At 68.8% G+C, this 21,390-nt stretch carries 15 protein-coding genes and 1 pseudogene; 3 read left to right on the forward strand and 13 right to left on the reverse strand.

Going from position 1 to position 21,390, the window contains the following annotated elements:
- The first annotated feature begins 268 nt into the window (after nucleotides 1–268).
- Nucleotides 269–484, forward strand: coding sequence for a hypothetical protein (locus ACFYNP_RS29550; protein WP_388789659.1), 216 nt, complete (start codon nucleotides 269–271; stop codon nucleotides 482–484).
- Between the two features lie 22 nt (nucleotides 485–506).
- Here ACFYNP_RS29550 and ACFYNP_RS29555 read toward each other — a convergent pair whose 3' ends face one another.
- Nucleotides 507–1,085, reverse strand: coding sequence for an SRPBCC family protein (locus ACFYNP_RS29555; protein WP_388789662.1), 579 nt, complete (start codon nucleotides 1,083–1,085; stop codon nucleotides 507–509).
- 1,273 nt (nucleotides 1,086–2,358) lie between these two features.
- Nucleotides 2,359–3,471 (reverse strand): glutamate--cysteine ligase, encoded by a 1,113-nt coding sequence (locus tag ACFYNP_RS29560; RefSeq protein WP_388789665.1) that lies wholly within the window; start codon nucleotides 3,469–3,471, stop codon nucleotides 2,359–2,361.
- A 992-nt stretch (nucleotides 3,472–4,463) separates the two neighbouring features.
- On the opposite strand from ACFYNP_RS29560, the gene ACFYNP_RS29565 reads away from it, so the two are divergent.
- Complete coding sequence (locus ACFYNP_RS29565; RefSeq protein WP_388789668.1) at nucleotides 4,464–5,468, forward strand: hypothetical protein; 1,005 nt, start codon at nucleotides 4,464–4,466, stop codon at nucleotides 5,466–5,468.
- 380 nt (nucleotides 5,469–5,848) lie between these two features.
- On the opposite strand, the gene htpG is transcribed toward ACFYNP_RS29565, so the two are convergent.
- The 7 genes and pseudogenes from htpG to ACFYNP_RS29600 form a co-directional block, all read right to left on the reverse strand.
- Nucleotides 5,849–7,774 carry a molecular chaperone HtpG gene (gene htpG, locus ACFYNP_RS29570; protein WP_388789671.1) on the reverse strand — a complete coding sequence of 642 codons (1,926 nt, stop codon included), beginning with the start codon at nucleotides 7,772–7,774 and terminating at the stop codon, nucleotides 5,849–5,851.
- Between the two features lie 130 nt (nucleotides 7,775–7,904).
- A complete protein-coding gene (locus ACFYNP_RS29575; RefSeq protein WP_388789674.1) occupies nucleotides 7,905–8,549 on the reverse strand; it encodes a type III effector protein in 645 nt (214 codons plus the stop codon).
- 594 nt (nucleotides 8,550–9,143) lie between these two features.
- A pseudogene (locus ACFYNP_RS29580) lies at nucleotides 9,144–9,233 on the reverse strand (HNH endonuclease); the annotation flags it as partial.
- 327 nt (nucleotides 9,234–9,560) lie between these two features.
- Nucleotides 9,561–10,343 (reverse strand): alpha/beta fold hydrolase, encoded by a 783-nt coding sequence (locus ACFYNP_RS29585; protein ID WP_388789677.1) that lies wholly within the window; start codon nucleotides 10,341–10,343, stop codon nucleotides 9,561–9,563.
- Between the two features lie 125 nt (nucleotides 10,344–10,468).
- Nucleotides 10,469–11,368, reverse strand: a complete 900-nt coding sequence (locus ACFYNP_RS29590; RefSeq protein ID WP_388789679.1) for an aldo/keto reductase — start codon at nucleotides 11,366–11,368, stop codon at nucleotides 10,469–10,471.
- A complete protein-coding gene (locus ACFYNP_RS29595; protein WP_388789681.1) occupies nucleotides 11,365–12,231 on the reverse strand; it encodes a helix-turn-helix transcriptional regulator in 867 nt (288 codons plus the stop codon). The genes ACFYNP_RS29590 and ACFYNP_RS29595 overlap by 4 nt, the downstream gene beginning before the upstream one ends.
- Before the next feature lie 571 nt (nucleotides 12,232–12,802).
- The gene (locus ACFYNP_RS29600; RefSeq protein WP_388789684.1) at nucleotides 12,803–15,022 is read right to left on the reverse strand and encodes an FUSC family protein; all 2,220 of its coding nucleotides are present in this window, start codon (nucleotides 15,020–15,022) and stop codon (nucleotides 12,803–12,805) included.
- Between the two features lie 477 nt (nucleotides 15,023–15,499).
- Between ACFYNP_RS29600 and ACFYNP_RS29605 the strand changes: the two genes are divergently transcribed.
- On the forward strand, nucleotides 15,500–16,132 hold the full coding sequence (locus ACFYNP_RS29605; RefSeq protein ID WP_388789687.1) for a hypothetical protein: 633 nt from the start codon (nucleotides 15,500–15,502) through the stop codon (nucleotides 16,130–16,132).
- Nucleotides 16,133–16,791: 659 nt separating this feature from the next.
- Here ACFYNP_RS29605 and ACFYNP_RS29610 read toward each other — a convergent pair.
- The 4 genes from ACFYNP_RS29610 to ACFYNP_RS29625 form a co-directional block, all read right to left on the reverse strand.
- On the reverse strand, nucleotides 16,792–16,920 hold the full coding sequence (locus ACFYNP_RS29610; protein WP_388789690.1) for a hypothetical protein: 129 nt from the start codon (nucleotides 16,918–16,920) through the stop codon (nucleotides 16,792–16,794).
- Nucleotides 16,921–17,118: 198 nt separating this feature from the next.
- A complete protein-coding gene (locus tag ACFYNP_RS29615; protein ID WP_388789692.1) occupies nucleotides 17,119–17,310 on the reverse strand; it encodes a hypothetical protein in 192 nt (63 codons plus the stop codon).
- Nucleotides 17,311–17,384: 74 nt separating this feature from the next.
- Nucleotides 17,385–17,513, reverse strand: a complete 129-nt coding sequence (locus ACFYNP_RS29620) for a hypothetical protein (RefSeq protein WP_388418253.1) — start codon at nucleotides 17,511–17,513, stop codon at nucleotides 17,385–17,387.
- Between the two features lie 16 nt (nucleotides 17,514–17,529).
- Complete coding sequence (locus ACFYNP_RS29625) at nucleotides 17,530–20,757, reverse strand: RHS repeat-associated core domain-containing protein (protein ID WP_388789800.1); 3,228 nt, start codon at nucleotides 20,755–20,757, stop codon at nucleotides 17,530–17,532.
- Nucleotides 20,758–21,390 lie beyond the last annotated feature (633 nt).

Below are 21,390 nucleotides of genomic sequence, written 5' to 3' on the forward strand. Positions count from 1 at the left end.
GGCCAGGCCGGCGCCGAGCAGGTTCGGCCCCCGCCTCTTGGCCGAGGGCGTACGGCCTGTATCCGCTCCCATCCGGATACTGCTCTCGTTGAACGACCGCGTAGCGACGACACCGGGGTCCTGGCCCGACGAGCCGGTGGTTTCGCCACGATGGCCGAATGCAGGCCTACCGCTTCCATAGCCCCCGGCGGCGGATCGGCCGGTCTATCGGGGAGCGCAGATCGATATCTGTAGAGCGACACGACGTCAACACCACATGGAGGTAACCGTGGAGCAGTCCGCAAAGGCGATCAGTGGTCTGCTGAACGCAGCGTTCGACGTTCCGAAGGAAACCGTCATCAAGCTGTTGGGCGACCCACAGAGGGTGAAGCTTGGGGAGGCGGTCCAACTCACCCATCAGATGCGGTTGCCTGACGAAGGACCCACCGAGTACAGGGGCAGGATCGAAGGGAAAGACGAAGGGAGCGGTGCAGCCGGGAGCTGACGAGGCGCAACAGCACCGCCGGTCACGGCAGGCGCCGATGAGTGGCTGTGACCTCCCTGGAAACAGGAGCCTGGGCGCCTTCCTCGGCCAGCGACTTGATGCCGCGAAGGGTGGCTTCCATCCCGGCACGCAGTTCCTTCAGCCGGAAGGCAATGATCTCCTCCTCCCGATCAGGCCAGCGTTCGATGGCCAGGGTGACGCCACTGCGGCCGGGCCCGATGAGGGCCGACTGCCGCAACCGGGTTCCCCCGCCCTCGGCCTGAAGCTCGTAGCGCCAGGACGCCATGGATCTGGCCGGATCCAGCGTCGGTTCCCCGTACCGGCCATCCGCATCCGTGACGGCCCAGGCGAAAGCCTGTTGCTCATCCAGCTCGACTACATGCGAGACGGTCCGCCACTCGCCGAGTTGCTGGTGATGGTTGTAGCCCTCGAAGCACGCACCCACTACGGGCTCGTCCGCCCCGTCCAGCCATTCGACACGCTGCAACTCCGGGCTGAGACGGGCAGGAAGACGGATATCGGTCACCAGCTCCCAGACCCGCTGCACGACTGCCTCGACATGCACATCACAGTGAACGCTCGGACCATCGGCAAATCGCACCTCGTCCCCCTTGGGCGTCGGATCCCCTGATCATCCAGGGCCTTGATCCACTTCCGCAACAGGGCTTGGCTTGATCTTTAACCTGTGCCGCGGGGGCGTCGGGTATGTGATGTCTTTGGTTGTTCCCGGGGCCGGCGTCAGTCGGCTGCGGGTGGCCGGGCGAGGCGGAGGGAGCAATACCAGGTTGGTGCGTCCTAACCACCGTCCGCCGCGAGGAGGACGTCCGGGTCACCTGTGGACCACGGGGCGTCGGCGACCAAGCGCAGCCGCGGATCGCACATCTGCTTCGCGGTGAAGATGGCAGCGTCGTCCCCCGAGCAGACAGGGTGCCCAAGGCAGCGGTCCGGGAGTGCGGCCCGGCTCGCGAGCGCAGACGACCGAGTAGGGCCAGCAAGGGACGGAGACGGGCCGGTCTTTGCCTCGGCCGTAGGTGTGACACAGGATCCGTTCAGGCGAGGGTGTGCGTCGGACCGCAGCCGGCGGGTGATGGCTGCGGCCAGGACCAGTTGTCCGTCCGCGGTGCGTGGCAGTGGTCCTGCTGCCGGCGGCCTCAACAGCCGGCCGATATCGCTGCGCCCACGGCTCAGCGCGGCATGCAACCCGCCGTGGCCTCGACGATGTGCACCCAGCATGGACAGCGCGGCGGGCGACTTCACCAGCCGTCACCCCGCGGAAGGGCATCGATCAGCTCGAACGATGCGCCCGAACGCGCGGTGAGGAGGAGTAGAACTCGCTCCCGGAGCATGAGACATCAGCCAACGGCTCTCGCCGGTAACGGGCGATGGGCACCGCAGAGGGGCACCGGCTCCACCTGACGGACTGGTTCAGCACGTGCCCGCCCGAGCCTCATCAGCGCATCTCCGACGACCTGGTTACCGACCCGCGCGATGTTCGCGTGTTCACCCCCCTCGTCCCCCATCGACCGGCGAGTTCGGCGCGAAGATGGGCGGGCCCCGGTTGCCGGGCCGGCTCGGCAAACCGCCGACAGGTTCGCGCTGCACATGACCGACCGCACCTTCGAGCCCGCGGTACAACAGCTGCGCGAACGTCTGCACCTTCCGCCGCTGACAGCGACGGCCATGCGCCGACGCCAGACCCAGGCCAACTGGCCCATCCTGCACGGCTTCAGCACCGCGCTACTGCCGCGTCATCGCACGGGCCGCTCCACCCATACCGCCCCCTATATCCTCCAGAGTCAGCCCGAAACCGCACCGCGCCGCCGTGGGGCGCTGGAGGCGACGGCCTCGCGAGCCACTCGTCACAGGGTGCGCACTCAGCCGGCCTCGGGCGCTCCAAGAATCGTCTCCTGGGTGATGAAGTCGGTCAGAGCGGTCATGTCCGCGCCTCGTGTCAAGGCTTGACGTTGCTGGTCGGCTCCGGTGCCTTCGCGCAGAAGACGGCTGATGAGGGGTTCGACGTGGCGCGTGTCACCGTGCTCCTCCAGCGCGGGAGCGATGTGTTCGACGAGTTGACACAGCACGTCACCCGCCGACCCGGGGCGGCCATGGGCATCCAGGAGTGTGGAGGAGAGGCCGTGGCGTGCTGCGTGCCACATGGCCGCCTGCAGGAGTTCGGGACGAACCTTCGGCACGCAGACGTCGTTCTTGTGGTCACGCAGCGCTGTAGCGGCCAGAGCGCGGACAATTCCCGCCAGCATGGCCGCGTCGTCGACCCGGAGCTGGACGTCCATGCAGCGGACCTCCACGGTGGGATAGCGCTCGGACAGTCGGGCGTGCCAGTACAACTGGCCTGTGTCGCTGATGACAGAGGAGGCGATCAGTGCGTCGATGCTCTCCTCGTAGTCCGTGAGGCCGTCGAAGTGCGGGGGAACACCGCCGACCGGCCAGCGGCTGAAGACAAGGGTGCGCCAGCTCGCGAAGGAAGTGTCGCGGCCCTCCCAGAACGGAGAGTTCGCCGACATCGCAAGCAGCGTGGGCAACCACACCCGGATCCGGTTGAGGACAGCCACCCCCGTTTCCCGGTCCGGCATGCCGACATGCACATGCATCCCGTTGACCAGTAGTTCTTCTGCCATCCGGCCGCCCTTGTCGTACAGCCGCCCGTAGCGGCGCCCGCTGGTGACCGGCACTTGGCCCTCCCCCACCAGCGGGGCCGACGCGGTCGCGGCCAGACGACACCCGGAGCGCTCCGCTGCCGAGCTCAGCGCATGGCGCAGGCGCAGCAGGTGCCCGGCAACCTCTGTCAGTTCCTGGCACACGGGAGTGGCGACCTCCACCTGGGCCTGCAAAAGCTCCGGCTGGACTTCACTCTCCTCCGCGACGTCGTCGAGACCCGCAGCCCTGCGCACCTCCTCCGACCTGGCGGCCGGCTGCCCGGTCGCGGGGTCGAGCAGCAGGTACTCCTCTTCAACTCCAACGGTGATCACGAATCCGTGGTACCCCGTCTGCACCTTTCCTACCGGCATCCATCCAGCTGAAGCTCGATGTTTCGACGTCCGGCCGTTCGCTCCCCTCCCCGAGGGTTCGGCGGCAGGGGGCTGCTTCCGCCGAGCCGTCAGAGGACGGGAGTGACTGCGTCCTTCCCTTGGGCCGCTCCGCGCAGTCTCGGTGGGAGTGGTGGCAGAAGAAGGGATTCAATCCGGCTGTCGGCGTTCTGCGCGACGGCCCCTCACTGACCAGACGCGCTCAGAGCCGCTTGTGCACCGCCTCCTGCCGCCTCGTCCGCGAGGGGCCACAAGCGCTGGCCGAGAGCGAAGGCGGACTGCTCCATGTGGTTCCGAGCCACGGGGGCATCGGGCCCTCCCCCAGGAGCCGGGAGTTGCGCGCATTCATTGCCGTACTCCTCTCGTCACCAAGTCTTCTTGATCTTCCCTGAGTGTCCCGGCTTGGCGGCGTGGCGCCGTACTCCGTACTGGACCGGCGCCCGCCGCAGGCCGGCGCGGCATTCGCCGGGGAACAGTGGAGGCTCGCGGAGTAGTCCACTTCACTCATTCGACCTGCTGATGCGTCGTTGGCGATCCATCAGCCCGCTGAATGCAGCGACACATCCGGCCTCGAAGGTCCCAAACTCAGCTTATGAGTTCATAGGTCGATGCAAGGTAGTGGAAAATTGGACAACTGCGAAGGATGGGTGGCTACATCTCATAGCGAAAGATTTGGTTCTCTCTTGAAGCGCATACGTATGGCAGTCCTGGCCGCCGTCTCGATGGCCACACCAACACTCCTGGCTGCTACTCCCGCGGCGGCGGCAGAGGCCGGCCCGCCGGCCCTCTCCGTGCCGGAGGCCGTCCCGGAACACGGGAACCCGGAGACCCCGACAGGGCAGCGAGAGCCGTCAGGCGGCAATCTGGCCGGCACCGGTGCCGCGGTATCGCAGCAGGCCCCCGCGGCACCCGAGGCGACAACCAGCCCGGCGCCCTTGGCCGCAGTTCCTGCCGAGCCGACGCCGGGCGCTACCGGCCCGGCGTCGGCCGACGCCCCCACCACGCAGCCCGAAGCCCCCGGCACCGTGGGCACGGCCCCGGCACAGGAGGCCAGCGGAACCCGGCCGCCCTCCCCTGCCACGGCCCCGGACAGCACCGTCGAGCCGCCCAGTTCTGCCGAGTCCGTCACCCCGGTCCAGCCTGGCGCCGGACAGACCCGGGAATCCGAAGAAGACCCGGCCGACGCCGAGGAGTCGGAGGAAACGGCACTGAGCACCACGCTGCACGGTCTGCCCAGCAAGGTCGTGCCCGGCTCCGGCTGGCAGAACCTCACCTTCCGCGCCGCCAATTCCTCTGACAAGGCGATCAAGTCGGTCGAGGTCTATACCCTGCTGGCGGCCATCGACCACCAAGGTCGCGACCGGTGGCAACTGCTGACCCTCCAGTGGTACGACGAGGACGCAGGCGTCTGGAACACGGTCGAACCCGACATCGGCTACCTCACCACCCTCGCCGAGATCGCGCCCGGTGAGCACACCGACATCGCATTGCGGATGAAGGTCGACGCCGACATGCCGGTAGGCGTGGGCGATGCCTCGGCACTCGGCATATATCTCTACGACGACGACACCTACGGCCAGTCGGAGTCGCCCTACAGCTTCGACATCGTGCTCAACGAGAGCGAGCCGCCGGCCACGAGCCAACCCGGCAGCAAGCCGCAGGCTCCCGGCGACAAGCCCGCCCCGCCCGCCGACTTGACGGAGCCTTCGGCCACCAGCGACGCCGCTGCCAGCGGCACCCCGAGCGTCGCCGCCGGCCCCTTCACCGACCGGCCCGACGCAGACGAAAGCCCTATCGGCCGGGCCGACTCGGGTGCCGCCCTGGCCGAGACCGGCAGTGACTCGGCCTCCGGCTGGATGCTCGGGGCCGGCGCTGCCTCGATCGCCCTGGGCACGGCGCTCGCCGGCGCCGCCCACAGCCGCCGCCGTCGCACCTCCTGAGCAGCAACTGACGTGAATCACCGGGAGGGGGCGGCCGACGGCCGAGCCCTCCCGGTGGCAAGCCAGCGACGGCCCTCGCTGCCGGGCGGTCGGCGAAGCCTGTGGTGAAGACGACCGGGTTGCTGGACGGGGTGCCACAGGAGACGTTCTCGCCCTTCAGCATTCGCAACCAACTGCGCCCCGTACCAGGGCACATGAAGCCCTCGGGGCACGGAGCGCAGCCAGGGATGCTCTGCGTCATCCCTCTGCCGTCAGGACCGCGGATCACCTAGCAGTCCAGCCCGTACGCCCCCACGGCGCCAGGCGGACGGCCCGTCCGTGGGATAGCAGTACCCGAGGCCGGCGTTGGCAGGCGGCTTCCGGCCGAGCAGCTTTCGCGGTTACACGGTTCGGGTCAGGTGGTCGGTGAGCAGCCGGGTGAAGCGGGCCGGGTCCGGCAGGTCGCCGCCTTCGGCGAGCAGCGCGGTGCCGTAGATCAGTTCGGCGGTCTCCGCCAGCGCGGAGTCATCGGCGCCCGTGTGGTGCGCGGTGCGAAGAGCGGTGATCAGCGGGTGCGCGGGGTTGAGTTCCAGGATCCTTTTGACGTTGGGTATCGGCTGGCCCATGGCCCGGTACATCTTTTCCAGGGCGGGTGTCACGTCGTGATTGTCGCCGACGATGCATGCGGCCGAGGTGGTCAGGCGGGAGGACAGGCGTACTTGCTTGACGTGGTCGGACAGGGTGGTGGTCAGCCAAGGCAGTAGGTCGGCGAAGTCCTGCTCGCGCTGGGCCTTGTCGGCATCGGTTTCCTTCTCACCCTCAGCGTCGCCCGACCCGTCGAGGTCGACCTGGCCCTTGGCGATGGACTGCAGTCGATGGCCGTCGAAGGCGGGGACCTGGTCGACCCACACTTCGTCGACGGGGTCGGTGAGGATGAGCACCTCGTAGCCCTTGGCGGCGAAGGCTTCCATGTGCGGGGAGTTCTCCACCATGGTGCGATTCTCGCCGGTCAGGTAGTAGATGGTGTCCTGGCCGTCCTTCATGCGCTCGACGTACTCGCGAAGCGTGGTCGTCTTCTCCGGGTCGTGGGTGGAGGCGGCCGACACCAGCTCCAGCAGGGCCTCGGTGTTGTCCGTGTCTTCGAGCAGGCCCTCCTTCAGTGCCCGGCCGAACTGAGCCCAGACCTTCGCGTAGCGCTCGGCGTCCTTGGACTGCATGTCCTTGATCGCGCCGAGTACCTTCTTGATCAGGCGTCGGCGTACACCCTGGATCTGGCGGTCGTGCTGGAGGAGTTCGCGGGAGACGTTCAGCGACAGGTCGTGGGCGTCCACGACGCCCTTCACGAAGCGCAGGTAGTTGGGCATGAGCGCTTCGCAGTCGTCCATGATGAAGACCCGCTTGACGTAGAGCTGTACGCCGGACTTGGACTCGCGGGAGTGCAGGTCGAAGGGAGCCTGGGAGGGGATGAACAGCAGCGCCTCGTATTCGAAGGTGCCTTCGGCGCGCATGTGGATCGTCTCGGCCGGGGGCAGCCAGTCGTGGCTGATCTGCTGGTAGAACTCGTTGTACTCGTCCTCGGTCACCTCGCTGCGCGGCCGGGCCCACAACGCCTTCATCGAGTTGAGGGTGGCGAGTTCGGAGGTGGTACCGCCGTCGGTGCCGGTTCCGGCGGTGGCCATGCGGATCGGCCAGCGAATGAAGTCCGAGTAGCGCTTGACGATCTGCCGGATCTTCGATTCGGAGAGGTAGTCGGCGAGACCGTCCTCGCTGTCGGCGGGCTTGAGGTGCAGGGTGACCGAGGTACCGACGGGGACGTCGTCGGCGGCCTGGATGGTGTAGGACCCTTCGCCGTCGGACTCCCACTGGCTACCGGAGTCGGTCCCGGCCCGGCGGGTGCGCACGGTGACGGTGTCGGCGACCATGAACGCGGAGTAGAAGCCGACGCCGAACTGCCCGATCAGGCTCTCCGTAGTGGCGGCGTCCTTGGACTCCTTGATCTTTTCCAGCAGTCCGGCGGTGCCGGACTTGGCTATGGTGCCGATCAGCTCCACCAGATCGTCGCGGGTCATGCCGATGCCGTTGTCGCGGACGGTCAAGGTGCGGGCGTCCTTGTCGACCTCCAGCGCGATGTGCAGGTCCGCGGTGCCGTTCTCGGTGAGGTCGGCGTCGGTCAGTGATGCCAGCCGCAGCTTGTCCAGGGCATCGGAAGCGTTGGAGATCAGCTCGCGCAGGAAGATGTCCTTGTTCGAGTAGATCGAGTGGATCACCAGCCGGAGCAACTGGCGGGTCTCGGCCTGGAATTCCAGCGTCTCAACACTGCTTCCCATGGGGGCCTCTTTCTGTGCAACGTCATAGGCGGACAGGGCCTCGCGCGAAGACGGATCGTTGCCGCCGTCGGCGTGGTTCGGGGAAAAGGGCGGATCAGCAGGCACACGCCGAGACTGCCCGCGGCAGGAATCAGCCACCGTCGGCCGTCGCTCGCCGGTCTTCGACGGCATCCAGGGACTCGACGAGGACTGCGTGGCGGGCGTCGAGGTAGGGACGCATACCGGCGAGGGGCGCGATGAGTTCGGCGGCGTCGGCGGCGCCGAGAGCTGCGTGCAGGGCAGCCTGGGCCGGACGGGCTTCGGGCGTGAGGTCGGCAAGCGCGGTGATCTGTCCGGCGACGCGGCGCAGGTCTGCCGCGTTGACCCGGGCCCAGGTGGCGGCATCGCGGTCGGCGGCGCGGCGTATGCGGGTGGCCTGCACGCGTTGCTCGCCGGTGGTTCCTGCGGGACCGGGCCGGCCCCGCAGGTAGCGGCGTTCGGCGGCTTGGCGGCTGGCGACACCGAGAGGGTGGGCCAGCTCGGCCCAGCTGGCGCCCGCGTCGCGGGCGGCTTCGATCAGCCCGGTCTCCCAGCCTGCGAGCTGCTCGCGCACCTGCCGCAGCAGCATCAGTGAGGCCAGAGCCTGCTCTGGGCTGGGCCCGGCGGCGTCAGAGGTTCCGTACTGGGCCGTGCGCAAAGCATCGCCTATTGCGACCAGGGCTGTTTTGGCGGCGAGGAAGGACGTCGGGCCAAGGGACACGCTACTGATCATGGACGGCTGATCGTGTGCTGTCACGAGTACCTCCCCCGAAGTGTCAACGAAGCGATGACTGCATCGTTGTCATCGATCGGATGACATGATACAGCAGGGCCAGTGCAGCAGCGCATGGGCGCCTTCGCCCGCCAGATCATGCTCGCCGACACCCTCGACACCGGACGCATCAAGTCGCAGCTCACCGTGCTGTTGCGCCGAGCAGTGTCCGATCGCGGAGGGGCGGGGGTGCGGCCCCCGCCCCTCCTTGATGCCGCCTGGCGGCGGTCACGCGTCCCCGCGGGGCAGCGTCAGTTGCCGGCTGTCAGCTCCTGCTCCTCGGGCGTCTCGTTGTACGCGATGTCGCGATCAACCAATGGGCCGTGCTCGTGTCAAGCGGAGGTCCCCAGCGAGGTCCCGGGCCATACATGCGCCGGAGGCGCGTAACCAGGTTGGGCGTGGGGATCGCCGGTGTGCTGGGCACCCCCGCTGTCGGGCCGATGGCGTCGTCGGTGGCAACGGCTTCGGGTGGCAAGCCGTGCCGGATCAACACCGACGCGGGCGTCATCCGCCAGACATCCTCAACGTCGGCGGTACATGCGGAGATCGCCTACCGCGACCAGACGTGCCGCTTCCACGGTTGGCATGTCCCTCGCGCTCGCTCGCAGTCCAGTGACCCGCGCCGGAGTCCCAGGCTTCAGCGAGAGGAACGCGGTGATCGATGTTGAGGGCGTTGAGATCGCCGAGGTACAGGAAGTCGACGGCGTGCACTTGTCGTAGGCCCATCGGTGCAACCCACCGGCCCATCGGTCCAGCCCAGCGTGCAGACAATCCCTGGGGCCACCCTGTCCGTCCCGATTGCGCGGCACTTGTATGTCACCGGTAGATGGTGTGCCTGAGCGTTCCAGCTGGTGGATGTGCTTCTCACTGACGGGGCTGCGCACGGAAGATGGCGAACGCCCCGGCACGAGCCATTGCTGACACGGTGTATCGGCTGAGTGCTCAGCGGGCGGCCTGCTCCTTCAGCGGAGCGGCCTGGTCTCGCGGGTGCAGGGTTCAGCGTCGCCGCTCCGGGAGACGGTGGATGAAGTCCAGTAGCAGGGTGCAGAACGCAGACGGCTGTTCCAGCGGCGCGAGGTGCCCTGCGGCCGGGATGACCACGGTCCGGCCCGCATCAAGATCGCGGGCCAGCCCCTCGCCGCCCTCGAAGAAATCGGGCATGTCGTGTTCACCGACGCCGATCAGGGCGGGAGTGGTCAGTGTGCGCAGCGCTGCCGTTCCTTCGCCGAGCGGGTCCGCGGCCAGTGGCGGTTCGCCGTGGGCGAGTTGTCCGGTGAGCTGGTCGCGGAGCATACGGGCCGCGTGAGCACGTACTTCGGTGGACGCACTCGCCGAGGTCCAGGCCTCCACACCGGCTGTCACCGCTGCGTCCAAGTCGCCAGAGGCGAGCGCCACCCTTTCGGCGTCCCAGGCGGCTTGCAGACGTGGGGAGGCCTGCTGGTCGTGGGGTCGGTACCCGATGAGCACCAGTCCCTCGACCCGCTCCGGTGCCGTGACCGCGGTCTGGAGCGCTACCAAGGCGCCGAGGGAGTTCCCGGCCAGGACGAAGCGGTCGGCCCCGAGGTGGTCGAGCGTGTCGAGTACATCCGTCCAGGGCGCCACTTCACGGTCTTCAGGTACGGCCGCGTCGCCGTGGCCGGGCAGGTCCAGGGCGATCGCCCGCACACCGGCGGTAGCGAGCCGGGAAAGGTGGGCGCCCCACATGGTGCGGTCGGTGGGGCGGGCGTGCAGCAGGACGACGGGGCGGCCTCGACCTGCCTCGTCGGAGGGCAGCAGCATGGCAGGCATCCTTCTTCGGTGGGAACTGGGGAGGGACTCGGAGACGGAGACAGAGACGGACGGAGACGGGAAGGCTGCTGGCTCACGCCGCGAAGAGCGGGCGACCTGTCTTCCTGGGGCGGAAATCATGCCGCGGCGGTCAGTTCGTCAATTTCCGCGGCGCTCAGCCGCAGGGCCGCGGCCGCCAGATTCTCCTCAAGGTGCGCGACCTTGGAGGTGCCGGGAATGGGCAGGACGACCTCGGAGCGGGCCAGCAGCCAGGCCAGCGCCACCTGCGACGGGCCGGTGTGGTGGGCGGTCGCGATCCGGTCGACCGGACCACCGGGACGGGGCGGCTCACCGGCGGCCACCGGCGCCCACGGTATGAAGCCGATGCCGTGGCGGGTGCAGTACTCCAGGACGTCGGTGGAGCTGCGGTCGGTGAGGTTGTAGCGGTTCTGGACGGTGGCGATCTCCACGATGGCGCGGGCCTGCTCGATCTGGCCGACCGTGACCTGGGAGAGTCCGATCGAGACGATCTTGCCCTCGTCCTGGAGCCTCTTCAGCTCGCCGACCTGGTCCTCCAACGGGACCTTCGGATCGACGCGGTGCAACTGGAACAGGTCGATCTGATCCACGCCCAGCCGGCGCAGACTCATCAGGGCCTGCTGGCGCAGGTACTCCGGGCGCCCGACCGGCGGCCACGCCGCCGGACCGAGGCGCACCAGTCCCTCGGCGGTGCCGATCACGTCGGGCCCGTTACGGGTCAACCCGGCCTTGGTCGCGATCAGTACGTCGTCGCCGTAGGGGTGGATCGCCTCCCGGATGATCTCCTCGCTCACATACGGGCCGTAGGAGTCCGCGGTGTCGATCAGCTGCACGCCGAGTTCGACTGCGCGGCGTACCACACGGACGCACTCCTGGCGGTCGTCGGGTTCACCCCACACGCCGAGTCCGGTCAGGCGCATGGCGCCGAAACCGAGACGGGTGACCTTCCTGCCGGCCATCTCGAAGGTGCCGGCCGCGTCGGACAGAGACGCCGTCATGATCGGAACACTCCTTCTCCCGCGGGACTGGTCTGGTCCGTCGAGGCCATCTCCTGCTCGGACAGCCGGCCGAGCAGGACCAGAGCGTCGGCGGTGGCACTGCCGGGTTCAGCGCTGTAGAAGGACAGGTGCTGTCCGGGGGCACTGGTGACGGCGAGGGCCTCGAAGTGCAGGCGGAGTTCACCCACCTGCGGGTGCCGGAAGTGCTTGTCCTCGTGCGTACGAGGGCGGACCTCGTAGCGCGCCCACAGCCCCGCGAACGCCGGGCTGCGCACGCTCAGTTCGCCGACGACCCGCTCGATCCTCCCGTCCTGCGGGAACTGCGCCGAGGACGCCCGCAGGTTGCCCACCGCGATCCGCGCCGCCCGGTCCCAGTCGCCGTAGAAATCACGCGCGAAGGGATCCAGGAAGATCATCCGCAGCAGGTTGTCATACCTGGCGAAACCGCTGTACAACTCACGCGCCAGCGCGTTGGCCGCCAACACGTCCTGCGCCGCCCCGACCACGAAGGCCGGCACATCACGCATGCCGTCCATCAGCCGCAGCAACTCCGGGGCAACGGTCGCCGCGGCAGCCGCCGTGCCGACGACGGGCAGCCCCAGCCGGAAGAGATGGGCCGTCGCCGCGTCGTCCAGCCTCAGTGTCCCGGCGATCGCCCGCAGCACCTGCTCGGACGGATGCCGCTCGCGGCCCTGCTCAAGCCGGATGTAGTAGTCCGTGCTCATCCCGGCCAGCAGTGCCACTTCGTCACGCCGCAGCCCCGGCACCCGCCGAGGCCCCCCGTCGGGCAGGCCGATATCGGCCGGTGTGACCGCCGCACGGCGGGCGCGCAGGTAGTCACCGAGTTCGTTCTCGCTTTCCATGACAGCCACGCTAATCGCCAACGGACGCCGGGGCGTGGGTGCGCTGCACCCACCCCGGCAAGGGCCACTTCGACGCGGACCGGCTCCGTGACCTGCCTGCCTCTGTCGCACTTCGAGATGCGGATCGTGCCGGCCGCACTCCCCCATGGCCGCCCCCTGTCGCCGGGCGGACCGAGATGGGCAGGGGCGCCGAACGCTCTCCGACCGGGGCCGGCCGACGACGCCGTCGTGAGCCCCAACCGCTGCGACTCGACGAACCCCGGTCCTGGCTTGGACCTTGTCGTACATGGCCAGTTTGAGGAACCGCTTGGAGCAGCAGAGAGCGGATGCCGGTCCAAGTGCCGGGTGGTTGCCTGGTTGCCGCTCATAACGGCGGTTGAGTTGCCGCTAGCCGGTCAGCCGCGGCATCGTTCGCTCGATCACCCACCTTCGGCTTTGCCCCATAACCGGACGTCGGCGCAGCCGCCACGAACCCTGAGGGTCTCCAGCGCAACGGAGGCGGCCGAGGGAACCGACTCCGCCTCTGCCGGGGGGAGTGAAGGGGACGCGGGTCGTCCGTGGGAGGGACCGTTCAGACTCGCGGTGGGGGTGAGCCTGGATCGGCGGAGGCGTGTTCGACGCGGGCGATGCGGGAGAGGTCGTGGAGCAGCGCGTTCAGCCAGGACACGGTGGCGTAGTACAGCCGGGGCGCGTCCGGTGGTTCCGTGGCGAGCTCGGTGAGCGCCGGGTCGAAAGGGCGCAGCGTGGCGGTCGGGGTGTCGTCCCCCGGATCCAGGGCGGCCGAGACCAGCAGCATCCGCCCGGCCACCCGCTCTCCCAAGGCATCGACGGACGCGGCCGCCACCCGTCCCATCCGCTGCCGTGGCGGCTCGGCCAGGCGCTCCGAACCCCACAGGACATGGTGTCCGGCGATCAGACTCGCCTGCCAGTCGACTTGGCGCGGGGCCGCCCTACGGCCCTTGCCCCCGAACGGCGTCGGTTCGCTCTGGTACTGGGCGTAGGCGGATTCCGCGAGGACGACGGCGTGCTGGAGGGAGCGGTGGCTCGGGACCACGGGTGGGCGTGCGGGCACGGAGTCGTCGGCCGGCGTTCCCCCGGCGACGGTGGCGCTGGTGGCCACCACGATCTCCGCCGCCCTGCGCAGAAGGTCGGCCACGGTACGGCGCAGTTCGTCGTGGGCCCCACGCGGCCACGCCAGCAGACCGAGGACGGCTCCGATGGCGCTGCCGATGAGCACGTCCAGCATTCTGACCTCGGCCAAGTGCCATGTAGGTGGCGCGAGTTGGGCAAAGACCAAAGCCACGAGCACGGTGAAAAGACCTTGCGCCCAGCCGATTCCCTTGACCGGCCCCACGGTGAAGGCGAACAGCATCCACAACGGCAGCGCCACCGCGTACCACACGGTGTCCGCACCCACGAGGATCAACACCGCGGCAGTCACCAGGGCTCCGGCGAACGTGCCGGTGAGTGCGGTGCGAATGGTGCTCCAGGTCTCGTCCATCGTGGTGCGGGTCAGGGTGAGGGTGGCCAGCATCGCCCAGAAACCGTGCGGCAGCGCGTCCACTCCCGCAACCAGCCGGGCGGCGGTGAGGGCCAGCGCCAGGCGAACCGCGTTCTGGAAGAGGACCGATCCCTGTCCGGCGTGGCCGCGGATCCGGTGCCACCACAGGGACGGGCTCCTGAGTGACGCGTACCAGAAACGTCCGGGCGCCGCCGTCACCGCGGCGCGCCGCCCGTGCGTCGCCAAGGCCGCGGCCGGTCCCATGGTGAGGGCGGCATCGGCGATCTCCAGTATGGCGGCGTACCGACGCAGCAGCGTGGCGAAGGATTCCCGGGTGGCCGTCGAGGCCGGGTGACCGTCGTCCGCCGACGCGCTGGAATCGGCGGACAGGGCCGAGAGGCGGGCACGTGCGGCGGCGAGATCTGCGTACGACGTTGTCGGTGACGGGCCACCACACAGGCAGGCGGCGGTGGCTGTGGCCAGTCCCGTCACCGCTGTCAGCACCGAGACCATCTCGGGCCCGGGAGGTGGCTGCGACGGCGCGGGCAGCAGTGCCAGTCGGTTGAGCAGGGTGCGGATGACGAGGCCGGTGTCGGTGAGTGCACGGTCGCGGACTGCGGGTCCCGCAGGGCGTTCGGCCTCCGGCACGGTCAGCGGCCGCAACTCCTCGCCGCTCTGCTGGGCCGCTCGCAGGTCGTCGGCCGTCAGGGCGTACGGGGGCGCACTGAGCCGAGTGGACGTGCTGGCAGCGGTCCGGGCGGCAGCGGCGGCCCGTTCCCGGTACGACGGAGGCGACGGTTCCGCCAGGACCAGCGTTTCGACGAGAACGAACAGTACGAGACCCGTCGTCGTCCCGATCAGCCGCTCGGGAAGCGAACCGGGATCGTACGGGGGAAAGGACGGCAGAATGTAGAGCAGTTGCAGCCCCGGCGCCGCACCGGCCGGGCGCGGTCCACCGACGGCTGCGAAGGCCAGGGCGAAGCCGATCAGCAGCATGCCGACCACGGCGCACCAGGTTCGTACGGACAGGTAGGTGCCGATGACCACGAGCAGCCAGCAGATCGGCAGGGCTCGGGCCACTGTGGCCGCGCGCTGTCGCCCGGAGCCGGGAATGTGCGAGAGGCCGCCCACGGCCACGGCGGAGAACAGGGCGTAGGTCGCCGCGACCGGTTGGCCGAGGCCGTAACGGAACAGGTAGAACCCGGCTGCGGCGGCCAGCGTCACGCGGACGGCCCGCCGCCCCGGGGCGGCGTAGTCCTCCGGCATCCGGAGGGCTCGGAAACCCCTCACCCCTCCAGAATCCCCCGCCGTGGGACATCGGGCATGTCGTCACCGGTCCGGCCGCCTCCGAGGTCGGCCGGGCTTTGGGCGGGGCGACGCGTGGACGGTACCGCCGTCCGAGCCGTACCGTGCGCACCCCTGCGCCGCGCCGGAGTCGACGGTCGGCCGTGCCCGGCGTGAGCTCGTCGGGCGAGCGCGCCTCGTCGTCCCGGCTGGGGACCGCAGGAGCAGTTCCACGGGCCGCCGCAGGGTGCGGGCCAGGCCGAGGCCGAGCGGGACCTGGAGGAACTGCTGGATCACCGGAGGCCCGGGCTTGTCCCCCCGCCTGAGCGGGGCCCTGCCCCGCGGGTCGACGGTCACCGTGTCGGCCCGGTGATGCACGCCTCCCAAGGTATGGATTGTTCAACGATCCTTCAATAGGCTGATCGGGCATCAAGTCGGCTGCTACGCAGACGCGTTCGGCAACCAACCGGAGGGGTAACGGACATGAGCCGGCACCAGTTCGACCAGATCGACGACCTCGGGAAGACCCTGTTCTGCGACGACCCCGCGTTGCGGCTTGAGCACGTGCTGATGAATCTGGAGACCGCAGGGGGCACGGTCACCCTCGGTCACGCAGGTCACATGCCCGCTGCCCTTTTCGAGTTCAGGCGTGCCCTGGGCGTGGGCCACTTCGGGTACGTCCCGCCGAAAGGCGCCTCGCCCGACGGGATACCCGAGGAACCACAGATCGAAGGCGCCGTCCTGTTCGGCATGCGGCGCCTGCCGCCCGATCTCTGCGACCTGTACTCGATCCCCGGATGGGAGCTGCACGAGATCCCCGATGAACAGCCAAAACTGGAGCGGCACTTCGGATACACCTACTCCCGGCTGGAACTGCGGACGCCCGACGGTGAGATCTACTCCCGGACCTGGGTCCCGCACGACCCCGAGTGGACGGCCGCCGCCCGGCATGACGGCTACGTGGCGTGCCTGTGCGGCGTGGAACTGGGGATCCGCGCGCCGTATGCGATGACCGATGGGCAGCACACCCCGCGTATGCGCCACGCATCATTCCGCCGCGGATGCGCATGGGTGCTCAGCATCGGCGGACTCGTCGCGTACGCCGACCACCGCTGACGCGCACCTCCCATGCGGCAAGCGACGCGCACCTCCCATGCGGCAAGCATCGACTACGAGCGGGTCCGCCCGCCCCCTCCAGCCGGGGGTCACGTCGATGCTCCGACGGCGGCTTGAGGAGCGCTTGGTTGCCCCGGAGATGACGTCAGACGCAAGCGCCGGTGCGCATCACCGGCGGTGGGTTGTTCCCGGCAAAGTACACCCGCGTCGGACGCGAGCGGAACTTCCCGCACGCGCTCGGCCGCTCACGTCCCCGTATCGGTGGCCGGAGCGGCAGACCGGCACGGCCTGGTCGAGGCCTTCAGTTCGACAGTCACGAGCCGTGCAGGCCCGGGGGGACACGGACAGGTATGCGGACCCGCGCGACGGGGCCGGTCCCGGGGCCCTCGGCCTCGATGAGCGGGAACCAACTCGTCCCGTTCGTACCCGGCTTCGCTGCCAGAGCCAGGACCAACCGCCGCCCGCTGTTCGGCCGACTGGCGGCGGCAATCATGGCACTGCCCACCGCCCCGGCGCCCTCACCGGTCGGAGTCGGGACGGTGTCGCCGTCGGGCGAGCCGGCCGCTCGTTCCCGAGGCAACCGCCGCGGAGTTCGGGTGGTGGGCAGCATCGGCGGCTGCCGCGCCGCGTTGCGTTGCGTTGCGTTGCGTTGAGGCAGGTCACCTTCCCTTGCGCTTCTTCACGGCGAATATCACGAAAGCCACCACCACGATTCCGAACTGAAGCCACGTAGGCACATGGCCCAGCCCTTTGTAGGCCAGTACCGCCGAGTTGTTGTCCGGCTCCACAGGTACTCCTTCTCTGCTGAGATTGCTGGGGCGGGAGGCAGCTGGTGGCGTCGTCATAGGCACTCTTCACCGCCTCACCGACCGCCATTTCACCAACGGCGCAGGGAACGGCGCCGGCACGAGCACCGGAGACCCGCCGGCGTCCGGCTCACCGCCGTGGCTCCGGTCCTCGGCTCCGTTGGCTCGCCACGTGCTTTGTCAGCCGATGACCCCGCACGCGTACAGCAGGCCGGCCAGCGCGACCAGCCCGCCGATGACGCGGAAGGCCACCGCGTTGGACCGGGCGAAGACGCGGCCCGCGCGGGTGCCGACACTGTCGGCCATAGTGGGTGCGAACACCGCGAAGGCGAGGCCGAAGGCCAGCAGGACGATTCCTACGAGTATGTGCATCGGCACACCGTTCCATGGTCGGGGCGGGGGCGCGGGGATGGGCGGCCCCTGCGTCGGGGCCGCCCATCACTTGGCTAGCGGCGTTTGTTCATGAGGCGGACGACGAGGAAGATTCCGACGAGTATCGCCACCGCCACGAAGACGTAGGGCAGCCAGGACGGCCCATCAGGCCGGTTCTGAGCCAGCGTCACCAAGTCGTTCATCGTGTCACTCTCCTGTTCAGAACGTGTACTTGGCGCTCGCCGAGCACTTGCCGCTGCTCCCGCCGGTGCCCACGCCCTCCGAGCCGTCCGTGGCGACGGAGAGCTCCGCGGAGCCGAACCCGCAGGCGACCTCCCCGGTGAGGCCGCTGTCCGCACTGCCCGACGCGAGACTGGCGTCGGCGCTCACGCCGGGCGTTCCGCCGCCCACCGAGATGTAGGGATGGACACTGCCGTCCTCGTTGATGCTGACTCCGCCACCCAGGCACAGCAGGTCGCAGGCCTCGATGCCGAGGTCCAAGGAGAGCAGCCCGCGCGGGTCGATCCGGTTGACGGGGTCGCCCTCCGCGTAGAGGTAGGGGTTCTTCTCCTGGCCGGAGGGGTCGGGCTGGGTGAAGCGGCCGGTGTTGGGGTCGTAGTAGCGGGCGCCCAGGTGGTACAGGCCGGTCGGGTCCTGGTGGCCGCCGGCGAACCGGTAGGGCTGCGGCACGGCCTGGGTGGTGCTGCGGGAGACGCCGCGGGGGCTGTAGGTGTAGGTGTTGACCTTGGTGCCGGTCTCGTCGGCGAGGCCGATCACCGAACCGAGTGCGTCGGTCAGGTAGTAGTAGGCCTTGCCCCCGGTCGTCATGGAGTTCAGGGTGCCCCCGGGCTCACGGTTGAATCCGGTGTCGACGGCGCCTGTTGTCTCCGCGGAGAGGCCCAACGGGCCGTTGTGGAAGGTGGTTTGACCCAGCTTGGTGCGCTCGGACTGGTCGGTGGAGGCGTACTGTCCGGCATAGGTGGTGCCGCCCACGGCGAGCGAGGTCAGCTGGGAGTAGTCGGACCACTTCTCGGCGGTGCGGGTGCCCTCGGGGGTGGAGGCGCCGGCGGTCTCGTTGCCGGCCCTGTCGTAGGACCAGTTGGCGGTGGAGCCGTTCTTGCCGGTGATCTGCTGCGCGTCGTTCACCGTGTAGGTGGTGCCGCGCGGGCAGCCGGGGTCGACGCCCTGCGAGGTGAGGTTGCCCGCGAGGTCGTAGCAGTACTGCCAGGAGGAGTTGAGGGTGCTGCCCTTCTCCTCCTTGGCGTAGGAGAAGCGGCCCGCGACGTCGTAGGTGTACGACGTCTTCAGCCCGGCGAGCACATCGGTCGCGGTGCGGATCTTCGTGCCGTCGGTCGCGCCGCCGGTCCCGTATCCGTAGGTGTAGGTCAGATGGGTGAGCGTGCCCTTGGGCGAGGTGGTCTTGATGGTGGTGGGACGGTTCGACTTGTCGACGTCCACGCTCTGCACCGTGTTGCCCGGGTAGGTGGTGCTGGTGCGGGTGTCGTTGTTGTTGTAGCCGTAGACCGTCTTGCGGCCCGACTGGTCCTTGAGCTCGGTGAGCCGGTTGGCCTTGTCCCAGGTGTAGTCGATGACGCCCGAGGGGTCGGTGTAGGTGTCGACGTTGCCATTGGCCGTGTACGCCAGGACCGTCTGCGAACCGTCCTGAAGAGTGCGGATCGTCTCACGGGACAGCGGGTCGAACTGGTAGGTCTGCGTGCCGGTCCGGTCCGTACGGGAGGTCAGGTTGCCGTCACCGTCGTAGACGTAGGTGACGGTGTCGTAGCTTCCGGTGTCGACCTTGGTGATGCGGTCCCGCTTGTCGTACGTGTAGAGCGTGGTGACCCCGCGGCCGTCCTTGGAGTCGGTGACCCGGCCCACCGCGTCATAGTGGTAGCTCACCTTGCCGATCTGGGTGGGCGGTGTCACCGAGTCCAGATTGCCCCGGGTGTCGTAGTGGAACGACGTCACCGAGTTCTGCGTGCCGCTCAACTTCGTTGTGGCCTTGCACCGTTGGCCCTGGAACCCGCCGCAGGTAGCGGTCGCCGGGTTGTAGTCGATGGTCGCGGATCCCCCACCGGTGCCGCTCTGCGCCACGGAGACCGTGTTCCCCGCCGTGTCATACCCGTAGTCCGTCTTGTCGCCGTCGGCCGAGGTGGCCGAGGCGGGCACATCACGGCCGGCCTTCGTCGACCAGCCCGCCACAGACGAGGTGGCGCCCGTGGGCAGCTTGGCGGAGGTCGGGTTTCCCCGGGTGTCCCAGCCGTAGGTGGTCACATTGCCGCTGCCGGTGCCCACCCCCATCGCATCGGTGGCGGTCTGCGTCAGGTGCGCCTTGTACGACTTCGACCGCTCATGCCCCAGTGCGTCGGTGACCTTGGTGACCTCGCTGTCCGCGTTGTGCTCGTACTTCGTCGCGTTCAGGAGCGGGTCGGTGACCGTGGTGGTGCCGGCGTTCCAGGGGGAGGCGGCGTCGTAGGAGTACGTGTATGTGGGGGCGTCGCCGCCCGCTCCCCCGAGTTCGGTGGAGCGGCGCATCGAGGTGACGCGGTTCTCCGAGTCGTAGGTGAACTCCGTCGTACGGGACTCGGGCGTCGTCACCTTCGTCAGGCGTCCGTCCTCGTCGTAGCCGTACGATGTCGCCTTGCCCGTGGTGTCCCAGGACCGCACGAGATGACCTGCGGAGTCGATGTCGTACGTGACGCTGCGGCCGCTGTTGTCCGTGGCGGTCCACAGAGTGGCGCTCGCCTTGACGAGATCGATGGTGCGCCCGGAACGGTCCTCGGTGAGCTTGTAGCCGGCCGTCCAGCCGTCGGCGTCCTTGTGGGCAGTGATCGAGATCGTGCCGTTGTTGCGGTCGGTGACCTTGGTCAGGTCACCTTGAGCCCCGTAGGTGTCCTTGGAGCCGGACTTGCGGTCGGTGAGGGTGTAGGTACCGTCACTGTTCTTCTTGAGGTCCTTGCCGTAACCGTCCGGCGTCTTGAACGTGCCGTCGGCGTTCTTCTCGAAGCTGATCGTCGCCCCGGAGGAGTCGTACCAGACCACCTCGTTGGTGAACATCAGCTCCAGGTTGCGCTCGTACCCGGTCCACCACGGGGCGGAGACACCTCCGAAGGGAGCGTCGAAGGAGTTGTAGGTCCGGGTGAGCTGGAGTGAGTCGCCGACACCGACGATGTCGAAGTCGGTGGCGGCCAGCATCATGTTGCCGGACGAGTAGTCGATCCGCCCCACCATCGAGTCGGTGATGCGGAAGTCGGATATCTGGTGCCACGGCACATCGCCCTGCCCGCGGGGCACGTACACCTTTACCGACGGCCCGGCAGCGACATCCGACTTCTGGCCTGCGGGGCGAGACTTCTGCCCCGCCTCCCACTGGCGCCGCTCCGCGCTCGGCGCCGCCTTGCGCTGGTTCCGGGGCGGCTTGTTCTGACCCACCTTCACCGCGGGCATCACTGCCCGGGCCTTGCCCTGGCCCCACACCGAACCCTGCACGGGAGCCGGTCCCGCCGCGAACGCCGGCAGAGCGGACGCGCCCAGGCCCAGCACCACGACCGAGGCGATCAGAGAGTTTCTCGCTGTGAAACGCGCATGCCGAAACGGCATGCCGAACGTACGCGAACGCACAGTCTTCCCCCCGTTAGGAAGTCAAAGCCCAGCAGCCCCAACGGCCACCGGAGTCGCACACGTTCGCACAGGATCCACACAAGGACCCGGCCGCTTCCCCGAAAACCGATCCACATTCCCTCAGGAACCAGCCCCTCCCCTTCCCGGGAACCGCCGTCAGCGAAACGGACACGAGACGCCATTTCCTCACCTGTCGCGCCCGTTTCCACCGCGCCCTTCACCACACAGTCCAGTCATGTTGGCTGAAACGCACCCCCGCCGATCGAAGCGGCCTGCCCGTCACTGTCGCCATCTCGCGGCAACCACCACCCATGACGGCGAGGCCTGCAACCGCTGTCGTGAGGGCCCCACCGGTCCGCAGCCCGCGTGGGCCACGGCGCCGATCCGCAAGCTCCACGGCGACAAGGGCTCCGACCACCCCTACCTGAGCCGATGGCTCCGTGCTCTGCTCCGTGACTG

Origin of the sequence: Streptomyces sp. NPDC006691 (genome assembly GCF_042869955.1) — a bacterium.
In the GTDB taxonomy this organism is placed as follows: Bacteria; Actinomycetota; Actinomycetes; order Streptomycetales; family Streptomycetaceae; genus Streptomyces.

Excerpts from the sequence above, each read along its gene's own strand:
- htpG (WP_388789671.1), bottom strand. The coding sequence starts at position 7,774 with ATGGGAAGCAGTGTTGAGACGCTGGAATTCCAGGCCGAGACCCGCCAG.
- ACFYNP_RS29585 (WP_388789677.1), bottom strand. The coding sequence starts at position 10,343 with ATGCTGCTGCCCTCCGACGAGGCAGGTCGAGGCCGCCCCGTCGTCCTG.
- ACFYNP_RS29590 (WP_388789679.1), bottom strand. The coding sequence starts at position 11,368 with ATGACGGCGTCTCTGTCCGACGCGGCCGGCACCTTCGAGATGGCCGGC.
- ACFYNP_RS29595 (WP_388789681.1), bottom strand. The coding sequence starts at position 12,231 with ATGGAAAGCGAGAACGAACTCGGTGACTACCTGCGCGCCCGCCGTGCG.
- ACFYNP_RS29605 (WP_388789687.1), top strand. The coding sequence starts at position 15,500 with ATGAGCCGGCACCAGTTCGACCAGATCGACGACCTCGGGAAGACCCTG.
- ACFYNP_RS29615 (WP_388789692.1), bottom strand. The coding sequence starts at position 17,310 with ATGCACATACTCGTAGGAATCGTCCTGCTGGCCTTCGGCCTCGCCTTC.
- ACFYNP_RS29620 (WP_388418253.1), bottom strand. The coding sequence starts at position 17,513 with ATGAACGACTTGGTGACGCTGGCTCAGAACCGGCCTGATGGGCCGTCC.
- ACFYNP_RS29625 (WP_388789800.1), bottom strand. The coding sequence starts at position 20,757 with ATGCCCGCGGTGAAGGTGGGTCAGAACAAGCCGCCCCGGAACCAGCGC.